Source organism: Kribbella sp. VKM Ac-2569, assembly GCF_004216905.1.
Taxonomy (GTDB): domain Bacteria; phylum Actinomycetota; class Actinomycetes; order Propionibacteriales; family Kribbellaceae; genus Kribbella.
In genome coordinates this window covers 652,375-679,269 of sequence record NZ_SGXJ01000004.1, presented here as the reverse complement: position 1 = coordinate 679,269, position 26,895 = coordinate 652,375, and the positions used below count along the sequence as shown (strand labels likewise).

At 69.1% G+C, this 26,895-nt stretch carries 25 protein-coding genes; 7 read left to right on the top strand and 18 right to left on the bottom strand.

Annotated elements, in window-relative coordinates:
* Positions 1–37 precede the first annotated feature (37 nt).
* Both EV649_RS29940 and EV649_RS29935 read left to right on the top strand, forming a co-directional pair.
* Entirely contained in the window at positions 38–637 is a 600-nt protein-coding gene (locus tag EV649_RS29940) for a DUF2975 domain-containing protein (protein ID WP_130386945.1), read from the top strand.
* Positions 637–855, top strand: coding sequence for a helix-turn-helix transcriptional regulator (locus EV649_RS29935; RefSeq protein ID WP_130386944.1), 219 nt, complete (start codon positions 637–639; stop codon positions 853–855). The genes EV649_RS29940 and EV649_RS29935 overlap by 1 nt, the downstream gene beginning before the upstream one ends.
* Here the strand turns inward: EV649_RS29935 and EV649_RS29930 are convergent.
* A complete protein-coding gene (locus tag EV649_RS29930) occupies positions 845–2,059 on the bottom strand; it encodes a lipase (RefSeq protein ID WP_130386943.1) in 1,215 nt (404 codons plus the stop codon). The two genes, EV649_RS29935 and EV649_RS29930, sit on opposite strands and share 11 nt — an antisense overlap.
* Before the next feature lie 87 nt (positions 2,060–2,146).
* Between EV649_RS29930 and EV649_RS29925 the strand changes: the two genes are divergently transcribed.
* Complete coding sequence (locus tag EV649_RS29925) at positions 2,147–3,037, top strand: carbohydrate kinase family protein (RefSeq protein ID WP_130386942.1); 891 nt, start codon at positions 2,147–2,149, stop codon at positions 3,035–3,037.
* Between the two features lies 1 nt (position 3,038).
* On the opposite strand, the gene EV649_RS29920 is transcribed toward EV649_RS29925, so the two are convergent.
* A complete protein-coding gene (locus EV649_RS29920; protein WP_130386941.1) occupies positions 3,039–3,722 on the bottom strand; it encodes an NUDIX domain-containing protein in 684 nt (227 codons plus the stop codon).
* Positions 3,723–3,800: 78 nt separating this feature from the next.
* Here EV649_RS29920 and EV649_RS29915 point away from each other — a divergent pair, with 78 nt between their 5' ends.
* Together EV649_RS29915 and EV649_RS29910 are read left to right on the top strand one after the other, a co-directional pair.
* On the top strand, positions 3,801–4,793 hold the full coding sequence (locus tag EV649_RS29915; protein ID WP_130386940.1) for an SPFH domain-containing protein: 993 nt from the start codon (positions 3,801–3,803) through the stop codon (positions 4,791–4,793).
* Positions 4,790–5,665: an NAD(+)/NADH kinase gene (locus tag EV649_RS29910; protein WP_130386939.1), complete on the top strand. Its 876-nt coding sequence runs from the start codon at positions 4,790–4,792 to the stop codon at positions 5,663–5,665. Before EV649_RS29915 ends, EV649_RS29910 begins: the two co-directional genes overlap by 4 nt.
* Here the strand turns inward: EV649_RS29910 and EV649_RS29905 are convergent.
* On the bottom strand, positions 5,614–6,663 hold the full coding sequence (locus tag EV649_RS29905) for a hypothetical protein (protein ID WP_198682764.1): 1,050 nt from the start codon (positions 6,661–6,663) through the stop codon (positions 5,614–5,616). The two genes, EV649_RS29910 and EV649_RS29905, sit on opposite strands and share 52 nt — an antisense overlap.
* 188 nt (positions 6,664–6,851) lie before the next feature.
* On the bottom strand, positions 6,852–7,598 hold the full coding sequence (locus EV649_RS29900; RefSeq protein WP_130386938.1) for an SDR family oxidoreductase: 747 nt from the start codon (positions 7,596–7,598) through the stop codon (positions 6,852–6,854).
* A 102-nt stretch (positions 7,599–7,700) separates the two neighbouring features.
* Between EV649_RS29900 and EV649_RS29895 the strand changes: the two genes are divergently transcribed.
* Entirely contained in the window at positions 7,701–8,516 is an 816-nt protein-coding gene (locus EV649_RS29895) for a helix-turn-helix transcriptional regulator (RefSeq protein ID WP_157996344.1), read from the top strand.
* Here EV649_RS29895 and EV649_RS29890 read toward each other — a convergent pair.
* Together EV649_RS29890 and EV649_RS29885 are read right to left on the bottom strand one after the other, a co-directional pair.
* A complete protein-coding gene (locus EV649_RS29890) occupies positions 8,492–9,406 on the bottom strand; it encodes a hypothetical protein (RefSeq protein WP_241998811.1) in 915 nt (304 codons plus the stop codon). The genes EV649_RS29895 and EV649_RS29890 overlap by 25 nt on opposite strands.
* 1 nt (position 9,407) lies before the next feature.
* Positions 9,408–10,334 carry a hypothetical protein gene (locus tag EV649_RS29885; RefSeq protein ID WP_130386936.1) on the bottom strand — a complete coding sequence of 309 codons (927 nt, stop codon included), beginning with the start codon at positions 10,332–10,334 and terminating at the stop codon, positions 9,408–9,410.
* Between the two features lie 161 nt (positions 10,335–10,495).
* Between EV649_RS29885 and EV649_RS29880 the strand changes: the two genes are divergently transcribed.
* Positions 10,496–12,403 (top strand): CocE/NonD family hydrolase, encoded by a 1,908-nt coding sequence (locus tag EV649_RS29880; protein WP_130386935.1) that lies wholly within the window; start codon positions 10,496–10,498, stop codon positions 12,401–12,403.
* Positions 12,404–12,497: 94 nt separating this feature from the next.
* Here the strand turns inward: EV649_RS29880 and EV649_RS29875 are convergent, their stop codons facing one another.
* The 12 genes from EV649_RS29875 to EV649_RS29820 are packed head-to-tail and all read right to left on the bottom strand — an operon-like array spanning position 12,498 to position 26,895.
* The gene (locus EV649_RS29875) at positions 12,498–13,643 is read right to left on the bottom strand and encodes a glycosyltransferase (RefSeq protein WP_130386934.1); all 1,146 of its coding nucleotides are present in this window, start codon (positions 13,641–13,643) and stop codon (positions 12,498–12,500) included.
* Positions 13,644–13,655: 12 nt separating this feature from the next.
* Positions 13,656–16,280 (bottom strand): glycosyltransferase, encoded by a 2,625-nt coding sequence (locus EV649_RS29870; RefSeq protein ID WP_130386933.1) that lies wholly within the window; start codon positions 16,278–16,280, stop codon positions 13,656–13,658.
* Positions 16,277–17,578: a nucleotide sugar dehydrogenase gene (locus EV649_RS29865; protein WP_130386932.1), complete on the bottom strand. Its 1,302-nt coding sequence runs from the start codon at positions 17,576–17,578 to the stop codon at positions 16,277–16,279. Before EV649_RS29865 ends, EV649_RS29870 begins: the two co-directional genes overlap by 4 nt.
* A gap of 25 nt (positions 17,579–17,603) precedes the next feature.
* Positions 17,604–18,806, bottom strand: a complete 1,203-nt coding sequence (locus EV649_RS29860) for an acyltransferase (RefSeq protein WP_130386931.1) — start codon at positions 18,804–18,806, stop codon at positions 17,604–17,606.
* A 4-nt stretch (positions 18,807–18,810) separates the two neighbouring features.
* The gene (gene wecB, locus EV649_RS29855; RefSeq protein WP_130386930.1) at positions 18,811–19,863 is read right to left on the bottom strand and encodes a UDP-N-acetylglucosamine 2-epimerase (non-hydrolyzing); all 1,053 of its coding nucleotides are present in this window, start codon (positions 19,861–19,863) and stop codon (positions 18,811–18,813) included.
* A gap of 2 nt (positions 19,864–19,865) precedes the next feature.
* Positions 19,866–20,867, bottom strand: coding sequence for a Gfo/Idh/MocA family oxidoreductase (locus EV649_RS29850; protein ID WP_130386929.1), 1,002 nt, complete (start codon positions 20,865–20,867; stop codon positions 19,866–19,868).
* Position 20,868: 1 nt separating this feature from the next.
* The gene (locus EV649_RS29845) at positions 20,869–21,960 is read right to left on the bottom strand and encodes a DegT/DnrJ/EryC1/StrS family aminotransferase (RefSeq protein WP_198682788.1); all 1,092 of its coding nucleotides are present in this window, start codon (positions 21,958–21,960) and stop codon (positions 20,869–20,871) included.
* On the bottom strand, positions 21,957–22,592 hold the full coding sequence (locus EV649_RS29840) for an acyltransferase (RefSeq protein ID WP_198682763.1): 636 nt from the start codon (positions 22,590–22,592) through the stop codon (positions 21,957–21,959). Before EV649_RS29840 ends, EV649_RS29845 begins: the two co-directional genes overlap by 4 nt.
* On the bottom strand, positions 22,565–23,758 hold the full coding sequence (locus tag EV649_RS29835) for a hypothetical protein (protein ID WP_130386926.1): 1,194 nt from the start codon (positions 23,756–23,758) through the stop codon (positions 22,565–22,567). The genes EV649_RS29840 and EV649_RS29835 overlap by 28 nt, the downstream gene beginning before the upstream one ends.
* The gene (locus EV649_RS29830) at positions 23,751–24,485 is read right to left on the bottom strand and encodes a hypothetical protein (RefSeq protein ID WP_130386925.1); all 735 of its coding nucleotides are present in this window, start codon (positions 24,483–24,485) and stop codon (positions 23,751–23,753) included. Before EV649_RS29830 ends, EV649_RS29835 begins: the two co-directional genes overlap by 8 nt.
* Positions 24,482–25,804 carry a glycosyltransferase gene (locus EV649_RS29825; RefSeq protein WP_241998809.1) on the bottom strand — a complete coding sequence of 441 codons (1,323 nt, stop codon included), beginning with the start codon at positions 25,802–25,804 and terminating at the stop codon, positions 24,482–24,484. Before EV649_RS29825 ends, EV649_RS29830 begins: the two co-directional genes overlap by 4 nt.
* The gene (locus tag EV649_RS29820; RefSeq protein WP_130386924.1) at positions 25,801–26,895 is read right to left on the bottom strand and encodes a glycosyltransferase; all 1,095 of its coding nucleotides are present in this window, start codon (positions 26,893–26,895) and stop codon (positions 25,801–25,803) included. The genes EV649_RS29825 and EV649_RS29820 overlap by 4 nt, the downstream gene beginning before the upstream one ends.

Genomic DNA, 26,895 nt, shown 5'->3' with positions numbered 1-26,895 from the left:
TTATCGTTACCATCGATAAACGATATGGAGGCGTCGCATGCTGACTTCCCGGTGGACCCGCGGTGACACGAATCTTCTGACCGTCTTGCTCGGTCTCGCGTTCGCCGTCGAGGCCGTGATCGGCGTACTGATCCCGGCGCTGCACGTCGTCGGTCTCTTCACCGCCCAGAGCAGCCGCGACGTCGGAGTGAGCGGTCTGGAGACCGCGCTCGCCGAGGCCGGCGGTCTCAAGCTGTCCGCCGCCGAATCCGCGACTCTGACCGTTGCCGACCCCGACCTCGGCCAGCGGATCCTGCTCGACCTGCCAGGCCTGTTCGACGCGGTGCCGATCCTGCTGGGGATCTACTGGCTGTTCCTGGTCGCCCGCACGTTGAGGGCAGGCGATCCGTTCGCGCCGCGGAACCCGAGGCGCGTGTTCGGGATCGCCGTCCTGATCGCTGTCGGCTCGCTCGGTGACAGCGTGCTGACCGCCTTCACCAACCATCTCCTCGTGGCCGGTACGCCGCTGGAGGACCACGTGCCGTTCGCGCTGCAGATCTCGTTCCTGCCGCTGGGCATCGCCGCGGTCGTCGCTGCGCTCGCTGAAGCGTTCCGTGTCGGCGTACGGCTCCGTGCGGACACCGAAGGGCTGGTGTGATGCCGGACGACGACCACCGCATCCAGGTCAACCTCGGCCGTTTGCTGGCCGAGCGCAACATGACCCTGGCCGAGCTGGCGCGGCGCATCGACGTCACCGTCGTGAACCTGTCCGTGCTGAAGAACGGCCGGGCCAAGGCGATCCGGTTCTCCACCCTGACCGCGATCTGCGATGCGCTCGGATGCCAGCCGGGAGACCTTCTCGAAGTCACGCGATGAACCTCGTCTCCGGCAGCGCGTGGCTCCAGTTGTGCGGGCGGTACCGGAGATGCTGGTCGAAGAACGCCGGGATGTAGGTGCGCATGGCGCGCAGTACCTGGTCCGCGTTCGCCGTACCGACGGTGTTCGCGATCAGTTCCGGCGGGACGGTGAAGAACCGCTGGAACCACGGGATCAGCGCCTGGTAGTCGACGAAGCTGTAGTGGCGGCCGTTCGGGAGGTTCAGGTCACGCTTCCAGCCGCTCGAGTGCTCCCAGAACAGTCCCCAGGACGGGTCCGTGCGGTGGTCGTGCGGGCCCGGGCCGATCGCGCCCGAGCCCATCAGGAGGAACGGGCGGTTCGTACCCTTCGCGACGGTCGGTGCGTCGGCCGGGTCGTCGTACCCGTAGCCGAGCTCGCCGTCGAGGTCGATCGCGGCGCGGATCCGCGGGTCGGCGACCAGCAGGTCGATCGAGCTGAGGCCGCCGGCGGAGTGCCCGTACGACCCGATCCGGTCGAGGTCGAAGACGTTGCCGAGATCGTTGGGGAGACGGCGTTGTTCCGCGTCCGGGTTCTCGCCGCGGGCGAGCCGGGTGAGGCTGTCCAGGACGAAGCGCAGGTCGGCGAAGCGGGTCGTGCGGGCGAGCATCGCGTACGGCGCGGGCGGCAGCGTCTGCACTTCGATCCGGTTGCCGGGGAACTCGACGCCTGAGACCTCGTACGTGTGGTCGACGGTCACCACGACGTACCCGCGGCTGGCGAGCTCGGCGACGCTGATCGACGCGAGCCCCCGCGGCACGCCGAACCCCGGCGAGAACAGCACGACCGGCCGCTTCCCGGGGCAGACCGGGGCGAGCAGGCCGGCGTGACTCTTGGCGCCGGCCCAGTCGATCGTCCCGACGGGTTGCTGCAGGGCGATCGCGGCGCCTTCGCCGAACACCTCGGCGGTCAACGGCGGCAGGTACGACGCGGGCGCGGTCAGCCGGCTCGCCGGGTACCAGACGCTGATCATCAGCTCGCGTGGGCGACCGGGAACGAACGGGTCGTCACGGCCGGCGTCGACCAGGTGCAGCTCGGTCGTACCGACCGGGAACGGACCGGTCGGCCGCGGGAGGCGAATCGGAACCGGCACCCCACTGCCCGTTGCTTCCGCTGTCCGGGAGGCGGCGAGGCCGGCGAGCGGGACGAGGGCGGCGGAGGTGAGCAGAATTCGTCGGTTGAGCATGGATCGACTGTGCCTGGAGACCAACTATCCGTTCAGCTTGCGAAAGACACCTGTGATCCCTGGCGAAAGTCGGGTATTACGGGACGGGTGGAGTTGGATGTGCTGGTGATCGGCGGAGTAGGCATCGACACGATCGTGCGGGTGCCCGGCCTGCCGTTGGCGGATGTGGACACGGTTCCGGTCGAACCGATCGAGTCGTACCTGGCGCACACGGGTCACGGCGTCGCGCTCGGCTGTCACCTGCTCGGGCTCAACGCCGGGCTGGTGGACGTGATCGGCGACGATCCCGAGGGCGCGCGGATCCGCCGGGCGTACGACGAACTCGGCATCCCGCTGCGCGTCGTCCTGCACCCGAGCGGCACCCGCCGATCGGTCAACCTGGTCGCCCCGGACGGCAGACGGCTCTCGATGTACGACGGCCGCCACCCGCGCGGTCTCCGCGTCGACCCGAACCTCTGGCGCCCGGTGATCCGGCACGCCCAGCACGTCCATGTCTCGATCATGGACTTCGCCCGCGACGCCCTCGGGGACGCGATCGCCGCCGACCGCTCGATCTCCACCGACCTGCACGACTGGGACGGCCGCAACGACCACCACAAGGACTTCGCCACCGCATCCGACATCGTCTTCGTCTCCGCCGCGGCCCTCCCACCCGACGGCGTCGACTGGATCCTGGCCAACGGCCGCGCCGACGTCGTGGTCGCCATGGCCGGCGCAGACGGCAGCTACCTCCACGTCCGCGGCGAACCGGTCCACCACTTCCCCGCGATCACCTTCCCCGACCGCCCCGTGGTCGACACCAACGGCGCCGGCGACGCCTACGTAGCCGCCTTCCTGGCCCGCTACCTGGACGGAGCCTCCTGGCAAGCCGCCGGCACCGCCGGCACCGTAGCCGCCGGCTGGGCCTGCACCTCCCCCGGCACCCACACCAACCTGATAACCGCCGAAGACCTAGCCCTCCGCACCCGTCAGCTCTAGTTCAACCGCGGGTCATGGGTGGGTGGAGGGTTGTTGCTGTGCCTCGGTGGAATAGTTGGGCGGGGCGGCCGCCGTCTCGGGTTGTGGTGGTGCCGGCCGGCTCTACGAAGTCGGGGGTTTTGGTGACCTTGCGGTGGAAGTTTCGGGGGTCCAGGGGGAGGCCCCAGACTGCTTCGTAGACGCCGCGAAGTTCGGAGATGGTGAACTCCGGTGGGCAGAACGCGGTGGCCAGGGGTGAGTACTCGAGTTTGGCGCGGGCGCGTTCCACGCCGTCGGCCAAAATCCGGTAGTGGTCGAACGCCAGCCGGCCGGAGTCGTCCAGTACGTCGGTGGCGTCGACCCAGCTCGCCGACGCGGCATCGGAGCCCGCGACGGGGGCGGGCAGGTCCGGCACCAGGGCCAGGTACGCCACGCTGACCACCCGGCCGCGCGGGTCGCGATCGGGAGCGCCGTACGTCGCGACCTGTTCGAGGTGGATCCGCTCCGCGGACAGCCCGGTCTCCTCCGCCAGCTCGCGGCGCGCGGTCGTCTCCAGGTCCTCGTTCGGCCGCACGAACCCGCCAGGCAGCGCCCACCGGCCCCGGTACGGCGGGATGCCGCGGCGGATCAGCAGCACCTGGAGGCGGCCGTCGCGGACGGTGAGGATTACCAGGTCAGTGGCCAGGCCGAGTGGCTCGAAGTCCATGACCCCACTCTAATCGTCACCTTGACGAGAAGTCACCCAACCCCTTATCGTCATAGTGACGACAAGGAGAACGAAGAGATGGCAGACATCACCCGGTTCCGCTTCATCAGCCACCTACGGGCCAACCCGACCACCCACGTGCGGCACCTGCGCAACGGCAAGGTCGCGCACGACGGCGCCGGCCAGGCGTTCTGGTTCCGGGCCCTGAACTCGTCGCTGAGCGAGATCCCGGTCGACGACCGCGAGCAGCCGCTGCTGTTCCACGGCCGCACGCAGGACTTCCAGGACGTCGTGGTGCAGGCCACCGTCACCTACCGGGTGACCGACCCTGCGCTGGCCTCGGCCCGGCTGGACTTCGGCATCGACCCGGACACCGGGCTCTGGCGGTCAACCCCGCTCGAGCAACTCGGTGGGCTGCTGACCGAACTGGCACAACAGACCGCACTCGACCTGCTCGCCCGCATGACGCTCACCGAGGCGCTGTCCGAGGGAATGACCGCGCTTCGCCAGGCGGTGGGCAGCGGCCTGCGGGAGGACCAGCGGCTGACCGGGATCGGCATCGGCGTCGAGGACGTGCGCGTGGTCGCCGTACGCGCGGAGCGGGACGTGGAGAAGGCGCTGCAGACGCCGACACGCGAGATGGTGCAGCAGGCCGCGGACAAGGCGACGTACGAACGCCGGGCAATGGCCGTCGAGCGGGAGCGGTCGATCGCGGAGAACGAACTGCAGAACCAGATCGAGCTCGCCCGGCGCGAAGAGCAGCTGGTCAACCAGCGCGGTCAGAACGAGCGCATGCGTGCGACCGAGGCCGCGGCCGCCGGTCAGATCGAGACGCAGGCCGCGGCCGGTCGCCAGCGCGCGCTGGCCGAGGCGGAGGCCGACGCCAAGCGGGTGATCGGGGCAGCGGAGGCTGCTGCCGAGAAGGCTCTGCTGGAGGCGTACGCCGAACTCGACCAGGCGACCATCCTCGCGGTCGCGATCAAGCAGGGCGCACTACCGGAGATCGGCACGCTCAACGTGACCCCGGACCTGATCACGCCGCTCCTCACAAGGTTGGCCGAGCAGCGATGACGCTTCCCCCACGGGCGGTGATCGTGCATCGGGCGACCGAGTTGACCGAACTCGTCGCCCGGCACGGGACGCGGCAGCAGGCCGGGTTCTTCCTGGCCGGCCGCGGGCGGGACCTGGCGGAACTCGACGCACGGCACCAGGCCCAGCAGGACGCGCTCGCCACGGTCTCGGCGGCGATCCCGCTGGACTGGCGCCGCGCCGTTGCCGAGCGCAACGACCTGGACCGGTTCGGCTTCGGTCCCGAGGATGTGGTGATCGCGGTCGGCCAGGACGGTCTGGTCGCGAATGTGGCCAAGTACCTGGACGGTCAGCCGGTGATCGGGATCAACCCCGAGCCGTCCCGCAACCCCGGCGTACTCGTGCCGCACGAACCCGCCGCCATCGCCGATCTCCTGGCCGAACGTCAGGTCGCCGAGCGGACGATGGTTGCCGCGAGCACCGACGACGGGCAGCAACTGGTCGCGTTGAACGAGGTGTACGTCGGCCATCGGACACACCAGTCCGCGCGCTACCGGCTGAGTTCGCCCGATGGATTGCCGGAGCGGCAGTCGTCATCCGGGATCCTGATCGGCACCGGGACCGGCTCGACCGGCTGGTGCCGATCGGCCTGGCAGGAACGGCGCAGTCCGTTGGCGCTGCCAACACCGATCGATCCGGTGCTGTGCTGGTTCGTCCGCGAGGCCTGGCCGTCACCGGCGACCGGCACCGACAACACCGAAGGGTTGCTCAAGGCACCGGATTCGTTGACGATCACGGCCGAGTCGGACCTGGTCGTGTTCGGCGACGGGATGGAGTCCGACACCTTGAGTATCGGCTGGGGTCAGCGGATCGAGATCGGCGTCGCCGCGGTCAAGTTGCACCTGGTGGTCTGAATCGTGGCGTGCCACGCGGAGTACAGCCGCCGCGCCGATCCGCCGATCGGACCGACCGCGTTGAAGACCGCTCCACGGCTGGCCGGCTTGGCGTTCTCGATCGCGTCGACGGCCTGCTCGGGCGCGTCGATCGTCGCCGAACACACGTCCAGGATGTAGTCCGGCACCTGCAGCTTCGGGTCGACGCAGCCAACCAGCGGTACGCCGACAGCCGCGACGATCGGGAACACTGTGCCGGGGATGCCCACCGCGCATTCCGCGGTCGCCGACTCCGGCACCGAACCGAGAGCGCTGATCTCGTACTGCTCCCAAAGGGTCCGGTCCTCCCGCGGATGCAGGCCGACCACGATGTGCTTGCCCGCCGCCTCCAACTTCGCCGCCGCATCGAGCAGCAACTGCGTGCCCGGCGCCGCGTCGCCGGTCTGGTCCGGGTGCGTGACGCTGGTCAGCACCAACACCCGGTCCTTCTGTGGCGCGTACGTCGGCAGGTTGTCGGTCTGCGCCGACCCCACCATCCGCACTCGATGCGTCCAACCGAGGTACGCCGCGAACACGTCCGACTCGGCCGGCGACGCAGCCGTCACGAGCTCCAACCGCGATCGGAACTCCTTGGCCCGCGGCGCTTCCACCGGCTTGAGATACGCCAGCGAACTCGCCGCCATCGGCAACCGCTTCAGCGCCGCCGCCACATCAGCCGGCCAGTCCGAAGCCCCGTTCACCACCAGCAGATCAGCCTGCGGTACGTCGCTCAGCGTCGCGACCGGCACCGGATCACCCGGCTTGATCTGCGTCAGATCCGGGACGACCTGGACCAGCTCCCAACCACGCCGTACGGCCTCAGCCAGCAACGGTTGGGCGTGGTACGTCCCCCAAGGCTCGTTCGTTGCCAGCAGCACCCGAGTCCGCCGCGGCCGGGCAGCCACCGAGAGCCCCGGCGTCGCAGCAAGCCCGATCCCCAGAGCCCCGGCCTTCAACAACGTGCGTCGCGTCGCAATCATGCCCGCGACCCTACGAACCGATGGTGAACACTCGCTAGCTTTCCTCCAACGACTGGATGATCACCTGAGCCCGCGAGCCTCTCGTGGTCATCGGAGGCGACTTGGGGAGGATCGTCTACCCGATTCGGGAAGAAATCCTCCCCAACCTCGACACCGATTTGCGCGTTCACACCAACCTGTCCAGGTCGCTAGATCTCCTTCGACGGCTGGATGATCAGGTGTGGGAGATTCACGTCTCGTGGGCGGCTGACGACGTACGCGACCAGCTCGGCGACCTCGCTGACCGGGACCGCGGGGAGGGTGCTGCGGAGGTCGTCCACCATCGACTGCAGCTCGGCCGGGAAGCTGTCGGCGAGCTCGGTGCCGTCGATCATTCCGGGCTCCACACCGGTCACCCGGATCCCCTGATCAGCCAGTTCCGTGCGCAGCGCCCGAGTCAGGTAGCTGACGCCCGCCTTCGACGCGCCGTACGTCGCCATCCCGGGAAGGAACCGCTGCGCGGCCAGCGACGACACGTTGATCAGGTCGGACGTCCGGGTCTCGGCGGACCGCTTCAGCGCGGGCAGGAACGCGTGCGTGACGTTGATGACGCCGGACAGGTTGACGTCGACCAGACGCCTCCAGTCCGCGGCCGGTGCGTCGCCGAACGGGATCACCTGCATCAGCCCGGCGTTGTTCACCAGCAGGTCGAGGTCACCCAGGCGGCTCTGCACCAGGTCGGCGGCTTCGGCGACGGACTGCTCCGAGGTGACGTCGGCCGGGACGACGAGCGCCGTGCCGCCGGCCTCGGCGATCTGGGCGGCGACCTTCTCGAGGCGATCGCGGCGTCGGGCGAGCAGCGCGACGGACGCGCCATCGGCGGCGAGACGAGTGGCGATGGCGGCGCCGATTCCGCTGGCGGCGCCGGTGACAAGTGCGATGCGTGAAGTGCTCATGGCTCCACGCTCCGCCGGACGGCGCCGGCTCAGAAGATCCGCTTCGACCGTAGGTCTGGCAGTACCACCCGGTCGGTTGAACCTCCCGGGGATACTGGATTGGTGAGCGCGCTGGGAGAGTTCCTGCAGACCAGACGGGCACGGGTGCGCCCGGAGGACGTCGGCCTGCGGCCCGGGCAGGATCGCCGGGTCTCCGGCCTCCGTCGCGAAGAGGTCGCGTTGCTGGCCAACGTGAGCGTCGACTACTACATCCGGCTGGAGCAGGGTCGCGCCGGGAACCCGTCGACGGCGGTCCTGACCGCGGTGGCCGACGCGCTGCGGATGGATCCGGCCGAGCGAGATCACCTCCGGTCGCTGTCATGCGCGGCGCCGCCCGCCATACCGCCGAAATCGCCTGTCCGCCCACAGCTGAAGGCGATGATCGACGCGATGCAGGACCTGCCGGCGATCGTCGTGGACCGGCTGAGCAACGTCCTCGCGTGGAACGCCGCCGCTCTCGAGGTGGTCGCGGACTTCGAGGCACACCAAAACCTGGCCCGCTTGTACTTCCTGGACCCGGGTTCCCGCGACTACTACGCCGACTGGGAGACCGTCGCCCAGGACGCGGTCGCCGTACTCCGGCGGGCATCGGCCGGGTACGCCGACGACACGGAGCTGGCGGCCCTGGTCGACGAGCTCCGCACCGCCAGCCCCGAGTTCGAGCGGTTCTGGACCTCCCAGGACGTCCAGAACCGCTCCCACTGCCCAAAGATCCTGAACCACCCGGTCGCCGGGCAACTCACCTTCTCGCTGGAGTCACTCCAGCTACCCGGCGACGACGGCCAGTTCGTCATCACGTACACGCCGTCCGACGACAGCACGAGGGCGCGTCTCGCGGCCATGCTGGTCCGTGATCATTCGCCGTTGAGCCAGTCGTAGAAGGAGACGCCGGAGAAGCGGAACTGCACTGGGTCGGTGAACGAGCCGTTGACCTTGCCCAGGCCGTTGATGACCGTGGCGGTTCCGTTGGCGTGCCCAACGGCGTACGCGTAACCGTTCCCGGTGTCCTTGTCGATGCCCAGCAGGAGCGTGCCGTACTGACCGCAGGCCGCCGCGATCAGCGTCTCGAAGCCCTGCCACGTGCTGGTCCGGACCGGCCTGACGATCGGCTTCATCGGTGACGTGGTGGGGATCCGGATCGTGTACAGCGCGCCGCCGCGAGTGTTCGCGATGAACGTGTCGTACGTCTGCGTCTTGCTGATCACGGCCATCGACTTCACCGCCGCGAACCCCGGGTACGAACCGGTGCTGCGCCAGCCGGCGGACGTGTGGTGCCAGCGGAACAGCACACCGTCCTTGCGCAGCGCGTACAGGTCGCTCCGCGGCACGATCCCCGACCCGACCGGCTTGTCGAACGTCGCCCGCTCCAGCTGGGTGAAGTTCGACCAGCCGCCGCCGATCCGGGTCAGCCGGTGCTCCATGGACTCGCCGCCGGCGTCGAGGTAGTAGAAGCTGCCGTACAGGCTGTCCCCGATGACGACGTTCCCGTTCCGCGAGGTGCCGCCACCGGACCCCGGGTAGTCCTCGAAGTAGGTGCTCAGCCGGACAACCCCGGGCGCATACAGCTTCACGGCCGAAGACCCCGCGGAGAGCGAAGGCGGGTTGGTCGCCTTCAGGCCGCGAATGACGTGTTCACCCTGCGCCGTCACCGAGCCGATCGCCGCCGAGCACGCCTCGGTCGCCGCCTGCCCCGCGCCCTCGGCAGACGTCGGCACGAAGCCCACTGCCAGGACCGCACAACTCGCTACTGCCGCCGCACGCCACCACATGTCAGCCTCCGTTCAGCGGGTCGTACGCCGGAGCGAACCGGAAGTACTCCCAGTCGGTGATGGCTCCCGGCGCCTTGCCGAGGCTCTTGATCACGGTTGACGTGCCGTTCGCGTGCCCGACCGCGTAGAGGTAGGCGGTCTTCGCGTCCTTGTCGATGCCGAGCAGGATCGAACCCGTCCGGCCACACGGTGCCGCGACGAGTTGCTCGAAGATCTGCCAGCTCGACGTCCGGACCGGCGTGATGATCGGCTTCAGCGGGACGCTGGTCGGGATCTTGACCGTGTACAGACCGCCGGCGCGGTTGTTCGCCAGGAACATGTCGTACGCCGGCGTCGTCGCGATCAGTGCGAACGACTTCATCGTGCTCATCCCGGTCACGTACCCGGTGTTGCGGAACCCCTTGCCGACATCGGTCCAGCGCCCGAACTTGCCGTACATGTCCTGCGAGTACAGCATCGTCCGGGTCGGCTTGCTGGTCGCGGACGCCTTGTACTGCGACTGGATCAGGAACCGCCCGCCCCACCCGTTGCCGATCCGCTTGAACACCGGCGTACCGACGATCTTGCCGTCGCTGCCGATGGTGTAGGTGCTCTCCATCAGATAGCCGGCGCCCCAGACGACCTTGCCGCTCCGGGTCGTCCGGCCGTTGCCGGCGGGGACCGCAGTGAACGCGGTCGGATCGCTCACCGCGTACGGCGTCGTGTAGAGATTCGGCGTGTTGAGGGCCGGGCTCACGGTCGGCGGCGCCGTGGCACTGACGACCCGGCTGTTGACGCCGGAGGCCGAGTCGAACGAGCCCAGCCCGAGCGCACAGGCCGCCGCGACCGCACTGTTGGTCGCTGGCGCGGCAGCAGCAGGCTGGAGCGTCGGACCGAGGGTGAGCACAAGTCCGGCAGCGCCGGCGAGCCCACGAGCCTTACGAAACATCAAGCTGTCCTTTCGGAGGAATCTCACACCACTTGATACCTGGCGGACAGCGAAAGTTGCGGGCGAAGTTTTACCCCTGCTGTGCACGAAAAGTGAGCGGGCAGGTGAGTTCTGTGCACAGAATAGGTCTTCACCTACCGCCCATAGGGGGAGATCCACGCATGCGCAGAACTCGGTTACGTACCGGGCTGGCCCTGGTGCTCGCGGCGGTGGTGGCCCCGGCCGCCTCGCTCACCGCGGTCGCCGGGCCTACCGCCGTACCGTCCAAACCCTTCGTCCAGGGCACCGCGACGGTGCCCGCCTACGACTACGACAACGCGATCCACGAGAAGGTGCAGGTCGACGTACCCCGGCTCGACGGCGACGCGAACGGGATCACCGACCAGATCACGGTCGACATCATCCGGCCGGGCGAGGCGGCCCAGGCCGGCATCGACGTACCGGTGATCATCCAGGCGTCGCCGTACTACGCGGGCGACCCGACGACCTACTTCGACGCGACCGGCACCCGGCAGGTGTTCGGGAGCTGGCTGGACAACTACTTCGTGCCCCGGGGGTACGCCGTCGCGTTCGTCGACATGCCCGGGACGTTCCGGTCCACCGGCTGCAGCGACGTCGGCGCGGATCTCGAGGTGCTCGGCACCAAGGCGGTCATCGACTGGCTGAACAACCGGACCACCGGGCACAAGCCGGACGGCAGCGCCGCGAAGGCCGACTGGTCGACCGGCAAGGCCGGCATGATCGGCGTGTCCTGGAACGGGACGATCGCGAACTCGGTCGCGAGCACCGGCGTCCGCGGGCTGGAGACGATCGTGCCGATCGCGGCGATCTCCAGCTGGTACGACTACACCCGCGGCTTCGGGGTGCCGTTCTACGACGAGTACATGGGCTTCCTGCACGACTACGTCAGCAACGACGCCTCGCCGCGGTGCGAGCAGATGACGAACGAGATCGAGCAGGACTCCGACACCCGCACCGGCTCGTACAGCACGTGGTGGGACCCGCGGAACTACCGGCTCGACGCCTCGAACGTCCGGTCCAGCGTGTACGTCGTGCACGGGCTAGGCGACGAGAACGTGAAGACCCGCCAGTTCGGCGAGTGGTGGGACGAGCTCGCGAAGCAGAACGTGCCGCGGAAGATCTTCCTGCACCAGGGCGTACACCTGGACGGGTTCAGCTTCCGCGACGAGTGGGTGGACAAGCTGCACCCGTGGTTCGACTACTGGCTGCAGGGCCTGAAGAACGGCGTGATGGACACGCCGCAGGCGACGGTCCAGCGTGAGGACGGGGCGTTCGTCGACGAGGCGAAATGGCCGGCGGCCGGCGCCACGCAAACCACGCTGAAGCTCAGCAAGCTGACCGGCACGAGCAACCCGGTCAGCTTCACCGGGACGGACAAGGAGTCGGCGGACACCGTCGTACTCGATCCGACGACACCGCGGACCGATCGGGCGGTGTTCCTCAGCGACGAGCTGGAGAAGGCGGTCCGGGTCAGCGGCACCGGGAAGGTGTCGGTCCGAGTCAAGGTCAACAAGGTTGCCTCAGGCATCAAGGCGCGGCTGGTCGACTACGGTACGGCGAACCGGTACGTGAACGTCACCAACGTGCCGGATACGCGTGTTTGCTGGGGCGACGGCAACGCGCTCGACACCGGTTGCTACGCGAAGACGCAGATCAACACCGCGGTCTCCGACACGTCCGTCGTCGTACGGACGCTGGCAGACGTCGGGCACTACAAGTCCCCATACGTGAAGGAATCGCTGCGTTCGGATCGTTGGTACGACCTCACGTTCGAGCTGAACGCGGACGATGTGGTGTTCGCCGCGGGTCACCGGTTGGGTCTCGTTCTGACTGTCGAGCCGGACAACCCGTCGGTCCCGTTCACGGGTGCGACGATCACGCTTGACCCGACGCGCTCGTCCCTCACCCTTCCGCTGACGGGCTACACCACAGCCCTCCAAACAGCCGAGGTACCGCAGGCGAGAGTCCCCTCCACGAGGCTCGCCCAGCCCGAGCCGGAGAAGAACCCGGTCGAACTGATGAAGCAGATGGTCGAAGCCTCCCGCTAACCCATTTGGCTGGTAGACCAGCGAAATGCGGGGTTTGTGACCCTCATCCAGGGTCACAAACCCCGCATTTGATGGGTCAGCCAGGCAAATGGGGTTACTGGGGGAGGTCGGTGTAGGCAGCGACGAGGGTGGCTGCGTCGTGTTCCCAGTTGAGTTCTGCGGCGGCTGCGCGGACTCCGTCGGTGTACGCCGTGTAGTTGTCGATCACCGTGCGGACCGCCGTGGCCAACGAGTGCGCGTTGCCGGGCTCGTAGAGGCCGCCGAGCTTGTACTGCGTGACGACCGCCCTCAGCTCGGGAAGATCAGCCGCGACGACCGGGACACCGGCCCGGACCGCGTGGAAGAGTTTGTTCGGCAGCGCGAGGCGGTGGTTCTCGCAGGTGTTGGTGAGGGTGACGAGCGAGATGCCGTACGAGCGCAGCGTGTCGTCGACCTCGTCGATGGACCGCTCCGCGACGGTCTCCACCGGCCCCAGATCCAAGCGATAGTTGGGATCCACCGACCCCATCAGCACCGTCCGGAACGGCGCCAGCTCACGAGCCGCCGCCACCACGGTCGGCAGGTCCCGCCCGGCTCCGACGCGTCCGGCGTACAGCAAACCCTCGGGCTGCGAAGGTGCCGGCGGTACGTCGTCCGCACGCGGGAACGTGTTCCGTACGACGCGCACATCGGCCAATCCACGCGACCGCAGCCGCGCCGCGATCCCGTCCGACACCGTGAGGACGACCCGCGCCTTCGACGCCAACGCCACCTCGTACCGCCGCCCACGCGCCCGCCACAACGGCGTCGGCCGCCCCGGCAGCGCCCGGTCGAACCACAGCTCATGGCTGTCGTAGATCAGCGCCGCCGACCACTTCTCGGCGTACTCGGCGGCGAGTTCCAACGTGTTGAAGTCGTGCGCATGCACAACATCGACCGGACCGGCGTCGGCCACTCGCGGGGCCGCGGCGATCCGCCACTGCTTCTCGGTGCGGTTCCGGTGCTCGGGCAGCAACAGCCACCGCCCGAACCGCTTGGCCAGCACCTTGGGCCCGGAATGCCCGTGCCCGACCGTCAACCCGCCGTTCCCGCTCCGCAGACCGGAAGAGCGGGAGACCGACTCCACCGTGATCCCAGGCCCCACCTCGAAGCCCTCAGGGACGTCCCGGCCGATCACATGCAGCGTGTGACCGGCCGCGGCGAGCGCCGTCGCCTCCCGCAGGATCCGCGAGTCCCCGGCGATCGGGGACTGCGCGATCATCAAAATCCGCACTTACTCGCTCTCGTCCTCATACACCAGTTCGTTGTTGAGGAACGGCAGCAATTCCGCGACCGACTTCCGCCCGTCGTGCAGGTCCCGGACGAACGACGGTCCCGCGTCGGCGATCTTGCGGGCGGTGTCGCGCTCGGCGACCAGCCGCTCGATCACCTCCGCCAGGTCGTCCGGGTTCGCCTCGGCGATCGGCAGGTCGGTCGGCAACAGGTCGCGAACCGGGTCCGCGATGTGCCCGACGGTGACTCGCCCGGCGGCCATCGCCTCGCAGGCGAACACGCCGTACGAACCGAGCAGCAACTGGTCGACCACGATGTCGGCGCTCTTCACCATCTCGGCGAGCTCAGCATGCGGCACACCCTGGACCCGCTGGTACTTGATCAGGCCCCGTGCATCCAGGTCCGTCAGCACCGGGTCGACGTACGCCGAACCCTTCAAAGCTGAAGCCGACGGCGCGTGCAGCACCACCGGGACTTCCCGCTCGAGCACCGGCTGCGTCGACACGAAACCCTCGACGTCGACGGCGAGCGGCAACCAGATGCCGTTGTCGACGAACTCCAGCAGGTCCGGCGTGGTGACGAAGACCGGTCCCTTGTAGCCGTCGAGGTGGTGGCGCATCAGGTTGTTCGCGGCCTGCAGGCGCACCGTGAGCTCGTCGTCCGGGTTGCGGAACGGCGAGTACCGGTACTGCTCGCGGTGCTGCGCAGGATCGCGGATCTCCGACCCGTGGAACACCAGACCGTGCTTGATCCCGGCCTGGTCCAGCATCGGTACGTCGGTCGTCCACATCTGCCCGCGCTGCTGACCGAACATCGGCCGGCCCGCCTCGAACAGCACGTGGGTGACCTCACGCAACGCGTACGACGTCAGCTCCAGCTGCCAGCGCAGGTCGGACCGGTACTGGCGGTACGTGCCCGTGCGGTGCACGCGGAAGTCGAACGCGCCACTGCCCGTGGTGAGCGACTCCGCCTTGACGTCCGGCACCTCACGCTCGAGCGCGGTCGCCCACAACCATGCCTGTCCGGCGCTGTTGACCGGTCCGAGCAGCAGGTGCCGCCCGGTCTTGCGCATCTTGCCACCCGGCCGCGTGACGTCGAGCTGCTGCCCGGTCAGCTCGCTGTACAGCTCACGGAGCTTGGTCGCCTGCCCGGCCCAGGACACCTCCTGCTGGTACGCCGGATCCGCAACCCGCTCGCGGTAGCTGTCCAGGTCGCCGAGCACCGTGCGGACCTTCGACGCCAGGTCGTGCGCGTCGGCCGCGGTGAAGACCTCGCCGATCTTGGTGCGGTCGACGAACTCCTTCATGCTCGGCATGTCGCTGACCACCACCGGCAGCCCCGCGAACGCGTACTCGAACAGCTTGTTCGGCAGCGCCATCTCGTGGCTCGGGTAGCGCAGGATCGGGATCAGGCCGATGTCGGCGGTCCGCAGGAACGCGACCACCTCGTCCGGCTTCACCGGGTCCAGGCAGTGCAGGCGGTCCTGCACCTCCAGCTGCACTGCTTGCGCCTGCAGCTCGCGGACAGCATCCGTCGCCACACCAGGTACACACACGACGGCCAGGTGCGCGTCCGGCAGATCCGCCAGCGCCTGTACGGCGGTGTGGATGCCACGCGCCCGCGTCACACCACCGCTGTAGACCAGCAGCGGTACGTCGGATGCCAGGCCGATCTGGCTGCGAATGTCGGACACCTCGACCGACACGTCAGCAGGGTTCGGCGTGTTCATCACCACGGCCGGCTCGTGCCGCAGGTTGTGCTCGCGCTGCAACCGGGTCGCGATGGCCGGGCTGACGGTGATCACCCGGTCCGCTTCGCCGATGTACTCGCGCTCGTGGTTGGCCCAGGCCGCGATCGAACGCCGGGTACGGGCGCCGTACTGCGAGAGTCCGGCGACGTACTCGTGCGCGTCGTACACGACCTTCAGCTTGCGGCCACGCAGTTTGGCGCGGCCGGCGGCGCGGGTCGCGACACCGATCACGTGCATGTCGTGGGCGTGCACCACGTCCGGCTCGAGGCGGTCGATCAGGTCGCCGAACGCGATCTCCAGGTCCAGCGCCTCCGGGTGCAGCTTGCGCCACGGCGCCGGCCAGGGCAGCCGGTGCAGCACCCCGTCGTACGCCCGCCAGCCGAACTTGAACGGTCCGTCCGCCTTGTTGCCGACGCCCTTGCGGACCCAGGCGGCGCGCCCGGCGGCCTGCCAGCGCGCCCGGCGGAGCAGCCGGGTGGCGACGCCGGCCTTGAACTTGACCGGATTCCCCTGGCCCGCCTTGGCGCGCGCGATCGCGTGCCCGGAGTCCGCCTTGAGCTCCTTGAGCTCGGCCGCGATCCGCTGGCTGCGCGCCACATAGGTTGCTCGGTACCGGTACCCCACCAGCGGCGGCCGCCAGTTGCGGCGCGCCGTGCGGCTTCGTTTCCGTTCCTCACGCAGTGTGAAAGGCACTGCCACCCGGACGATCAGCGCTCCGTCGAGCATCTCCCTCGACGGCAGACCGCTGGCCGAGACCCCGAGCACAGTCACCTCTGCTCCGGTCTCGGCCAGTGCTGCGGCCTCCTTGCGGACCCGACTGTCGTTGGTGACGTCGTTGGCGACCATCATCACGACCCGCAGGTCGGCATGTGTCACTGGCTGACCGACCTTCCGATCACAATCCGACGCACGCCCGCCCACTTGGCCGGGTCGGTGCGGTCGCGACCGTCGACGAGTACCTTCACGCCCGGCAGGTCGGCCGGGCTCAGCTGCGCGTACTCCGCGTGATCCGCCTGCAGCACCGCGGCGTCCACCGGCGTGCCCAGCGTGTACGGCGTGAAGCCGAGACCCTGGAGCTCCTCGTCGGTGTACAGCGGGTCGTGCACGGACACCTCGGCGCCGCGCGCCTTCAACGCCTCCACGGCCGGGAACACCCCGGAGAACGCGGTCTCCTTGACGCCACCGCGGTACGACGCGCCGAGCACGACGACCTTGGCGCCCTTGAGGTCACCGAACGCGCCCTCGAGCAGACCGATCGTGTAGTCGGGCATCCCGGCGTTCGCCTCGCGGGCGGCCCGGACGACGGTGGCGTCCGGGTCGGTGTACAGGTACAGCCGCGGGTAGACCGGGATGCAGTGGCCGCCGACCGCGATGCCCGGCCGGTGGATGTGGCTGTACGGCTGCGAGTTCGACGCCTCGATGACGGCGTGCACGTCGATGCCGTTCTGGCCGGCGAACCGGGCGAACTGGTTCGCCAGGCCGATGTTCACGTCGCGGTAGGTGGTCTCGGCCAGCTTCGCCAGCTCGGCCGCCTCCGCCGAGCCCAGGTCCCAGACGCCGTTCGCGCGGTCCAGGTCCGGGCGCTCGTCGAAGTCCAGGACGGCCTCGTAGAACGCGGTGGCGCGCTTGGCGCCCTCCTCGGACAGGCCGCCGACCAGCTTCGGGTACTTGCGCAGGTCCGCGAAGACGCGGCCGGTGAGCACCCGCTCCGGCGAGAACACCAGGTGGAAGTCGGTGCCCTCGGTCAGGCCGGAGATCTCCTCGAGCATCGGCTTCCACCGGTTCCGGGTGGTGCCGACCGGGAGCGTGGTCTCGTAGCTGACCAGCGTGCCGGGCGCCAGGTGCTCGGCCAGCGAACGGGTCGCGTTCTCCATCCAGCCGAACTCGGGCTGACCGGTCTGCTCGTCCACGAACAGCGGCACGACCACGACGACCGCGTCGCTGTTCGGGATCGCGTCCGCGTAGTCCGTGGTCGCCCGCAGGCGGCCGTCGGCCACGGTCTCGGAGAGCAGCTCCTGCAGGTGGGCCTCACCCGGGAACGGCTCCTGGCCGGCGTTCACCAGCTCGACGAACTTCTCGTTGATGTCGACGCCGACGACCTGATGGCCCTTGGCCGCGAACTGGACCGCCAACGGCAGTCCGATCTTGCCTAAGGCAACAACACTGACACGCACAGGAACTCCACTAGGTAGTGATTCTTCATCGGGGGCCTCGGAGCTTCCGTTCCAGCGGGTGCTCGACAAGTTTGTAGAGCAGCGCCGAGGCGAAGATCGAGATGACCAGGACACCGGCGTACCAGGTCAGGTTGGACCAGCCGATCGGGCCGGCGATGCCGTGGTACTCCTTGATCGCGTACAGGATCGTGGCGTGCACCAGGTAGAAGGCGTAGGACCACTGGCCCAGCGCCACCATCGGCTTGCTGCGCAGCACCGACCGGCCGCCGCGGGTGTCGCGGGCGGCGACCGCGAGGATCAGGAAGCCGTACAGGAACGTGAGGACTTCCTTCTGGCACAGGCCCATCGTGACCGCGCCCGGGATTTGGGTCGGGTGCAAGCCGGAGTACCAGAGCAGGTACAGCCCGCCGCCGGTGACCAGGAACGCGAACCACACCGGGATCCGCGGCTTCCAGCCGGACCGCAGCGAGATCGCCAGGCCGATACCGAACAGGAACGCCACCGAGTGCAGCACCGGCTGCGGCAGCACCGGTACGTCGGCCTTGTAGTGGAACAGCGCCAGGCGGTACGCCCCGCCGAGCACGAGCACCGAGACGCAGAGGATCAGGCCGCCGACCGTCTTCAGCCGCTGCGTGGCCCGCCAGACGAACGGGAAGTACGCGTAGAAGAACGCCTCGACCGACAGCGTCCAGCCCGCCGGGTTACCGCCGTACAGGATGGTCGGGTTGTTCGACCAGCCCTGCACCAGGAACGCCGACATCACCAGCACCGTCATCGACACCGGCTTGATCCAGGACATCCCGGCCGGCGGCTCGAACCGGTAGAAGACGAAGACGGCCGCCACCAGGGTGAGGAAGTACAGCGGGAAGATCCGGGCGAACCGGCGCCGGTAGAACGTGCTGATCTTCGTCCCCGGCTGCGCCGACCAGGTGAGCACGAAACCGGACAGCACGAAGAAGAACGTGACGCCGGACGTGCCGTACTTCAGGAAGTTCCAGACCGGCAGCGGCGCCAGCTGGGTCATGTGGTGGCAGAACACGAAGAAGGCCGCCCACCAGCGCAAACCGGTGAGCGACTCGACTCGTGGCAACCTCTTGCCGGGGCGCGGTGGGCCCGCGTCGCCGGGGAACGTACTGACGGGCGCGCCGGGAGGCGGAGTCGTGACAGCGGCCGACCCCGGGGCTTCCTGGGTCGGCGACGTCTGGTTCTCTTCGGCGGCCTTCGTCATGTAGTTACTCCGCGAGAGTGGAAACGACACGCTCTGCAGCGTGGCCGTCGCCGTACGGCATCGGGCGGTCACCCGTGGGCGTCGGCCGGGCAGCCAACTCGGGCAGCTTACTCACGTCGGATGTCAACACGTTCCATCCGTCGTCCAGCGTCTCGACCCACTCGGTCTCGGTGCGCAGCGTGGTGCACACCCGGCCGAGCAGGAAGGCCTCCTTCTGGAGACCGCCGGAGTCGGTCACGACACCGGCCGAACCGAGCACGGCCGCGACCATCTCCGGGTACGCCAGCGGCTCCCGGACGTGCAGCGAACCGTCCGGACGCTCCAACTTGATGCCGTGCTCCGCGCACTTCGCGACGAGCCGCGGGTGGGCCAGCAGCAGGACCGGCGTACCGGCAGCGCCGAGACCGTCGACGATCGCGGCCAGCCGCTCCGGGTCGTCGGTGTTCTCGGCCCGGTGGATGGTCGAGACAACGTACTCACCGCGCTTGAACGGCAGGTCGAGCTCGTTGTCCTTGACCGCGTCACGGACCCGGAAGCACACGTCGGTCATCACGTCGCCGACCAGCCGCGACCTGTCCTTCAGACCCTCGTTCGCCAGGTGGTCCATCGCCACCTGCGTGGGCGCAAGGAGCAGATCAGCCGCGTGGTCAGTAAGTACCCGGTTGTGCTCCTCCGGCATCAGCCGGTTGAACGAGCGCAGCCCGGCCTCGAGGTGCGCGACCGGCAGGTGCATCTTCACCGCGGACAGCGTGCCGGCGAGCGTCGAGTTCGTGTCGCCGTACACCAGCACCCAGTCCGGCTTGTGCTCGTCCAGTACGGCGTCCATCGCGGCCAGCATCGCACCGGTCTGGACACCGTGGCTGCCGGACCCGACGCCCAGGTGGACGTCCGGGGCCGGGATCCGCAGGTCGGCGAAGAACACGTCGGACATGTTCTTGTCGTAGTGCTGCCCGGTGTGCACGATCACGTGCTGGTGCTCGGTCGCGGCAAATGCCTCCGCGACCGGCGCCAGCTTCACGAACTGCGGGCGCGCCCCGACAACGCTCAGAACCTTCATGGCTACTGGGACTCCCCGGCGACCTTGACGGTTCGATCCTCGGACGCCGACTGCAGAACGGCCTCGGCCACCTTCACGGTGGTCAGACCCTGCTGCAGCGTGACGATGTCCGCCTCCTTGCCGAGCACCGCGTCGCGGAACGCCTCGTGCTCGGTGCGCAGCGGCTCCGGCTTGCTGATCGCGTACCGGACCATGTCGCCCTCGCTGACACCACGGAAGTGCGCGACGTCGTCCCACGCGGTGACGACGGTGCCGTTCGCGTGGAAGGTCAGGTCGGCGGTCAGAGTGTCCGCGATGAACGCGCCCTTCTCACCGGTGACGACGGTGAGCCGCTCCTTCATCGGGGACAGCCAGTTGACCAGGTGGCTGGTGACGGTGCCGTCGGCCAGCTTGCCGGTCACCGCGATCAGGTCCTCGTACTGCCGGCCCGACTTGTGGGCGCTCTGCGCGGACACCGAGACGAACGGCGACTGGGTCACCCAGGCGGTCAGGTCGATGTCGTGGGTGGCCAGGTCGAGCACCACGCCGACATCGGCGATCCGGGCCGGGAACGGGCCCTGGCGGCGGGTGGTGATCTGGTAGATATCGCCCAGCTCGCCGGCCTCCAGCCGCACCCGCAGCGCCTGCAGCGCCGGGTTGTACCGCTCGATGTGGCCGACCGCGCCGACCAGACCGGCCGCCTCGAACGCCTTCGCGATCTCGGTCGCCTCGGCCGAGGAACCGGCCAGCGGCTTCTCGATCATCGCGTGCACGCCGGCCTCGGCCAGCGCCTTCGCGATCTCGGCGTGGTACTGCGTCGGCACCGCGACCATGCAGTAGTCGAGCTTCTCCGCGATCAGCTGCTCGATGGTCTTGTGCACCGGACGACCGCCGGCCACGTTGAACTTGTCACCGCCCGGGTCGGCCACCGCGACCAGGTCGACGCCCTCGAGGGACGCCAGGACGCGGCCGTGGTGCCGGCCCATCATGCCCAGGCCGATCAGGCCCGCACGCAGGTTCGCCATCTCACGCACCAGCCTTCGCCACGGTGTTCACCGCGGCCACGATCCGGTTCAGGTCGTCCTCGGACAGCGAGGGGTGGACCGGCAGCGAGAGCACCTCGGCCGCGGCCTTCTCGGTCTCCGGCAGGTCCAGCTCACGCTGGAACGACGGGAGCCGGTGGTTCGGGATCGGGTAGTACACGCCGCAGCCGACGCCGTACTCGGTCCGGAGTGCGTTCGCGAAGCCGTCACGGTCCTCGGTCACGCGGATCGTGTACTGGTGGTACACGTGGGTCGCCTCGGCGGCAACTGCCGGAACGGCGACACCCTGCAGGTTCGCGTCCAGGAAGGCCGCGTTCTCCTGCCGCTGCTTGGTCCAGCCGCCGACCTTGGTCAGCTGCACGCGGCCGATGGCGGCGTGCAGGTCGGTCATCCGGTTGTTCAGGCCGACGACCTCGTTCTCGTACTGCTTGAGCATGCCCTGGTTGCGGAACAGCCGCATCCGGCGCTCGAGGTCGGCGTTCGCGACCGAGTTCATGCCGCCCTCACCGGACGTCATGTTCTTGGTCGGGTAGAGGCTGAACATCGCGAACTCACCGAACGTACCGACCGGGGCGCCGTTCCACGTGGCGCCGTGGGCCTGCGCGGCGTCCTCGTAGATCTGGATGCCGTGCTTCTCGGCGATCGCCTGCAGCGCGGTGACATTGGCCGGGTGACCGAACAGGTGCACCGGCATGACGGCCTTGGTCTTCTCGGTGATCGCGGCCTCGACCGCGACCGGGTCCAGGCAGAAGTACGTCGGCTCGATGTCGACGAACACCGGGGTGGCGCCGGTCAGCGCGACGCTGTTCGCGGTCGCGGCGAAGGTGAAGGACGGGACGATGACCTCGTCACCCGGTCCGACCCCGGCGGCCAGCAGGCCGAGGTGGAGACCCGACGTGCCCGAGTTCGTCGCGACGCACGCCCGGCCGGAGACCAGCGCCGCGCCGAACTCCTGCTCGAACGCCGCCACCTCAGGACCCTGGGCGAGCATGCCGGACTGCATGACACGGTCGACAGCCTCGCGCTCCTCCTTCCCGATGATCGGCTTCGCGGCCGGAATCGGCTGCACCATCAGTTCTCCTCCATTGCTTCACCGGCCGGCCGCAGCCGTCCGTCGGTTTCGATGTACATCTCGCCCGTGTTCGGGCACTTCCACTCGCCGTCCCCGACGGAGAGCAGCGGAACCCCGGCCTTGCCGACCCACTTGAGCCGGCGCGCCGGGACCCCGGCGACCAGCGCGAAGTCTGGCACGTCCTTGGTCACCACCGCACCCGCGGCGACGGTCGCCCAGCGGCCGATGGTGACCGGGGCCACGCACACGCTGCGCGCACCGAGTGAGCAGCCTTCCTTCATCGTCACCCCGACCGGTTCCCAGTCGTGCCCGCTCTTCGGCGACCCGTCCGGGTTCACCGCGCGCGGGAAGTAGTCGTTGGTGAGCACCACCGCCGGGCCGATGAACACGCCGTCCTCGAGGGACGCGGGCTCGTACACCAGCGCGTAGTTCTGGATCTTGCAGTTGTCGCCCATCCGGACCCCGGTCCCGACGTAGGCTCCGCGGCCGACGATGCAGTTCTCGCCGAGGACCGCGTTCTCGCGGATCTGGGCCAGGTGCCAGACCGACGAACCGTCGCCGATCTGGGCGCTGTCGTCGACGTCGGCGGATGGCGCGATGCGGGACGTCACAGGGTCTCCTTCGAAATGAGCCAACTTCTCAGTACTTCGGCCGAGCGGCGTCCGTCGTGCAGCTCCGCCACGAAACCGGGGCCGGCGGCCGCCCGCTCGGCGGCGGCGTCACGATCCGCGATCAGGCCGGTGAGGACCTCACCCAGGGTGTCGGGATCCGCCTCCACGATCGGCACCTCTCGCCCGGCCAGACTACGCACCCGGTGGCGCACCCCGTCACCGACGTACGAAACCACGATCCGCCCGGCCGCCAGCGCTTCCGCGGCTGCCACGCCGTACAGGCCGATCCGGAGCTGATCGACAACGATGTCTGCGTCGCCGATGACGTTGGCCATCTGCTCGTGCAGTACGCCGGCGATCCGCCGGTACTCGACCACGCCGCTCTCGTGCAGCCCGGTCAGCACCGCGTCGATCTCCTCGGTGCCCTTGAGTTTCGCGTTCGAGGGAACGTGTGCGACGACCGGCTTCTCGCCGGAGAACAACGGCCGCGCGGCCTGCTGCCAAGGCGCCGGGTCGATCGCGACCGGCAGCCACTGGGCGTTCGGTACGTCGTCCAGCAGGTCGACCGTGGAGACGAACACCGGAAGCTGCAGCGACTCGACGAGCTCGGCGTGCCGGCGGGCCTGCGGCTCGAGGCGGTCGGTCAGCTCGTCACCCGGAGCGAACGGCGACCAGCGCTCGCGCTTCGCGTGCCGGCTGGGCAGGCGGATATCGGAGCCGTGGAAGAGCAGACTCACATTGATGCCCTTGGCGACCATAGTCTCGATGTCGGCGGAGGCGTCCGAGAAGCCGCGGGCGCCGAAGATCGGACGCAGCGACTCGACCATCACATGCGTGTAGTTCTCGACGACGTACTGCTGCTGGGCGCGCTGCCAGCGCGGCTGACCGAACCACGCCAGCGGTACGCCGTAGTCGTCGGCGAACTGGAACTGGCCCTTGCGGTGCAGGGAGAACGCGACGGCGCTGGCGTCCGGCAGGGTCTTGGCGGCCTGTGCCCAGGCATGCCCCTGACCGGCGGAGTTGGTCGGTCCGACCAGCATCCGCACCGGCGTCGTCGCTGCCGGCGGGAACGCCGGCAGCTGCGCGTACGAGTACCGCAAGCCCCGCAGGCGCCGCCGGACCGCTCCCGCGGTCCGGGCCAATGGCGCAGGCAGGTGCTCGCGGATCGTCATCGTCGCTGTGTCACCCATTACCTACTGGTGCCTTCATCATGTCGAGCTCCCGGCGGGCCGCCGGCAGACCGAGCACGACCGGCGTGCTGGCCTTCCGCTGGCCGAGGTTCCAGCCGGCCCAGATGGCGCCGGCGTCGAGCGCGATCACGACATCGGCCTGGTCGATGGTCGACAGCACGTCGCGACGGCTGAGCACCCGCTCCCAGTACGTCTTGCCGAGATCGCTGGTCGCCCGCTGGCCGCGCAGGAACTTCACCGGCGCCGAGGTCTTGATTGCCTTGGGCAACATCCGGCCGGCGACCTTCTTCGCCTTCCGGGCGCGCCACTCGACGGCCTTCACGACCCGCTTGGCCCCGGTGGGACGCGGCTTCGCAGCAGGAGGCGGGGTAGCAGGCGGAGTGGGAGTGGAGGCAGCGGCCGCAACCTGCGCGGCCGCCGGAGCAACCTCTGCCTCGTCCTCGACGACAGTTTCCGGATCGGCAACGGCCTCCGGCGCGATGACCGCGTCCGGCGCCTCGTCCGTCGGCTCCGTGACCGTCTCGGGCTCGGGCTCCACGACCGGCGCGGCCGGCATGCGACCCGGGCCGATCAGCGTGAAGGTGTTGACCTTGTCGGCCACCCAGGCGGACGGTGCCACCCAACCGACGACGTCGATGGTGATGTCCTGGTCGCCGAGGTCCTCACGGACCTGGTCGAAGTACGTCGGCGGCAGCTTGCGCGTGGACAGCAGAACGACGTTGCTCATGCCGCTACCCCCTTCACGCTCGCCGCGAGCGACTCGATCCGCGGATCCAGCTGCAGGTCCCGTCGGTACGACGCACCGAACTCGCGCGCCTTCGCCCGGATCCCCTCGTCCGCGGTGCGGGCCGCGTGCGCCGCCTCGATCAGCGCCGCCGCGATCGCCTCCGGCGTCACGTCCGCGACCGGGAACCACAACGGATGCCCACGCAGTACGTCGGACGCCGCGTTCTCCGGGTCGTGCACCGACACCACCGGCAACCCGGTGGCGAGGTACTCGAACACCTTGCCGCTCGTCACGTACCGGCCCTTGCCCAGCATCAGCAGCTGCGCGTCGAACTCGTCGTACGCCTTGGCGATCTCCGCCTTGCCGACCGGGCCCTCGTAGCTGACCCCGTCCTCTCCTGCGGCGTTGATCGTCGCGAGCATGTCCGCCCGCGGCTGCGCGTAGTACCCGAGGTAGCCGTAGATCTTCGCCTTCGCGCCGGCGAGCTCCTCGGACTGCTCCTTGGCGAGCTGCCAGCCCTTGACGAAGTCCGCGAGCGGCACCTTCGGCGACACCGTTCCGACGTACCCGAAGACCAGCGGCCGGTCGGTGACCGCGCCCCGGTCCTGCGTGTCCGGCACCAGGTCGGGGTCGAAGCCGTTGGCGACGGTGTGCATCCTGCTCGCCTGCGCCGGGTAGAGCTTCTCGTGCCAGTCCTTGATCGGGTCGTTCACGAACCAGACCTCGCGAGCGGACTCGACCAGCTTCTTCTCCCACTTGGCCGCGCGGCTGTTCGGCTCGTGCAGCCGGTCACCGGTGAACACGTCCAGCAGCCACGCGTCGCGGTAGTCCATGACGTACGGCACCTGGAACTTCTTGTGCAGGTGGTACGCCGCGGTGAACGCGACGTGCGGGTTGGCGGTGGCGACCGTCAGGTCGACCTTGTTCGCCTGGTGGATGCGCTCCGCGGCCTTCTCGATCACCGAACGCCACGGCCCGTAGCCGCTCTCCGGGAACGGGATCTGGTCCTGCTTCGTACGCCACTTGGCCCAGAGCTTCGGGTTCGACGCCCGGCGCTTCGACCAGCGGCGCAGGTCGGCTTCGAGAATCGGCCACTCGAACGGGACCCGGACGACCTCGACGGACTCATCGACCCGCTCCTCGAGGGTCAGGTCCGCACCGGTGAACCGGAAGAACGTATCGCGGTCGGCCGTCAGCACGGTCACCTTCCAGCCGAGCGCGGCGAACCGGTTGGCCGTGGCCAGGGCCCGGTAGACACCGCCGCCACGGCAGGGCGGGAAGCCCCAGGCGACGTACAACAGATGAGGGCGGTCGGTCATGCACTTCCCTTTAGCAGTTTGAGAATCGCGTCGGCCAGGTCGTCGTACGGCGTGGTCGTGGGCAGATGGTCCGCCGCCCACTGCAGCGCGTGGTCGCGCAGCTTCTCCAGCTCACCGGGGTCCGCGGACCAGCGCCGCAGGGTCTCGGACGCCTCCGCCACCGAGTCCACCAGGACTCCGCCACCGGACTCCTCGATCACCTTGGTCTGCCGAGGCAGCCGGGTGGACAGCACGGGAAGGCCGCTGGCGAGGTACTCGTAGATCTTGGACGGCATCGCTTCCACGAACGCCGGGGTCGGCTGCAGCATGGCCAGGCTCGCCCAAGCTCCCTTGGTGAGCTGCCATGCCTCTGCCGGTGGCTGGCGCCCGTGCAGCCGGACCCGACCGGTCAGGTCGGGCCGGGCGATCCGGGCCTCCAGTTCGTCCCGGTCCGACGGTGCGACCGGGCCGACCAGGTCGAGAGACCAGTCCGGCGCCGCGGCGACGGTCTCGACCATGTCGAACAGTCCACGGCTCCTGCGCAGGTCCCCGACGTACACCGCACGCGGTGCGCCGGTGGGCGGGGACGGGGCCAGGAAGCCGCGGTTGGGAAGGTTCTGCACCACGATGCGGTGCTTCGCCTGGTGCGGTGCGAGATGCGAGTCGGCGACCACGGTGAGGTCGGCGCCCGCGGCCAGCTTCGAGCCGGCGCGGACGATCAGCCGGGCCGGCAGACCCGCCGGACCCTGCGCCCACGCGCGATCGGCGAGCAGGCGCTCATAGTCCTCGTGCACGTCGACCACGAATTTGCGCCGCCGCAGCGTGGTGACGAGCCGGGTGACCGGGATCATGTCCGGGTCGACCGTCATCACGACCTTGGCGTTGGTCCGCCACGGCAGTACGGCGGTGCGCGCCAGCCGCTGCACCAGGTTGCCGCGCGGCCCGGCGTGCACCACCGCGCCCGCCGGTCCTCCGTCGGCGTCGCCGAGGCCCCACAGCTCGACCGACAGGTCACGGTGCTGCAGGGCAGCGGTGATCTTGTGCAGGCGCGCATCGGCCACGTCGTGGCCGGTCGTGATGATCCCCACGTCCGGCGCGGTGCTGCGTGACAT

Coding starts and splice junctions, on each gene's coding strand:
- EV649_RS29940 (WP_130386945.1), top strand. CDS start 38: ATGCTGACTTCCCGGTGGACCCGCGGTGACACGAATCTTCTGACCGTC.
- EV649_RS29935 (WP_130386944.1), top strand. CDS start 637: ATGCCGGACGACGACCACCGCATCCAGGTCAACCTCGGCCGTTTGCTG.
- EV649_RS29930 (WP_130386943.1), bottom strand. CDS start 2,059: ATGCTCAACCGACGAATTCTGCTCACCTCCGCCGCCCTCGTCCCGCTC.
- EV649_RS29920 (WP_130386941.1), bottom strand. CDS start 3,722: ATGGACTTCGAGCCACTCGGCCTGGCCACTGACCTGGTAATCCTCACC.
- EV649_RS29915 (WP_130386940.1), top strand. CDS start 3,801: ATGGCAGACATCACCCGGTTCCGCTTCATCAGCCACCTACGGGCCAAC.
- EV649_RS29910 (WP_130386939.1), top strand. CDS start 4,790: ATGACGCTTCCCCCACGGGCGGTGATCGTGCATCGGGCGACCGAGTTG.
- EV649_RS29905 (WP_198682764.1), bottom strand. CDS start 6,663: ATGATTGCGACGCGACGCACGTTGTTGAAGGCCGGGGCTCTGGGGATC.
- EV649_RS29900 (WP_130386938.1), bottom strand. CDS start 7,598: ATGAGCACTTCACGCATCGCACTTGTCACCGGCGCCGCCAGCGGAATC.
- EV649_RS29890 (WP_241998811.1), bottom strand. CDS start 9,406: ATGTGGTGGCGTGCGGCGGCAGTAGCGAGTTGTGCGGTCCTGGCAGTG.
- EV649_RS29885 (WP_130386936.1), bottom strand. CDS start 10,334: ATGTTTCGTAAGGCTCGTGGGCTCGCCGGCGCTGCCGGACTTGTGCTC.
- EV649_RS29880 (WP_130386935.1), top strand. CDS start 10,496: ATGCGCAGAACTCGGTTACGTACCGGGCTGGCCCTGGTGCTCGCGGCG.
- EV649_RS29875 (WP_130386934.1), bottom strand. CDS start 13,643: ATGATCGCGCAGTCCCCGATCGCCGGGGACTCGCGGATCCTGCGGGAG.
- EV649_RS29860 (WP_130386931.1), bottom strand. CDS start 18,806: ATGACGAAGGCCGCCGAAGAGAACCAGACGTCGCCGACCCAGGAAGCC.
- wecB (WP_130386930.1), bottom strand. CDS start 19,863: ATGAAGGTTCTGAGCGTTGTCGGGGCGCGCCCGCAGTTCGTGAAGCTG.
- EV649_RS29850 (WP_130386929.1), bottom strand. CDS start 20,867: ATGGCGAACCTGCGTGCGGGCCTGATCGGCCTGGGCATGATGGGCCGG.
- EV649_RS29835 (WP_130386926.1), bottom strand. CDS start 23,758: ATGGGTGACACAGCGACGATGACGATCCGCGAGCACCTGCCTGCGCCA.
- EV649_RS29830 (WP_130386925.1), bottom strand. CDS start 24,485: ATGAGCAACGTCGTTCTGCTGTCCACGCGCAAGCTGCCGCCGACGTAC.
- EV649_RS29825 (WP_241998809.1), bottom strand. CDS start 25,804: ATGACCGACCGCCCTCATCTGTTGTACGTCGCCTGGGGCTTCCCGCCC.
- EV649_RS29820 (WP_130386924.1), bottom strand. CDS start 26,895: ATGTCACGCAGCACCGCGCCGGACGTGGGGATCATCACGACCGGCCAC.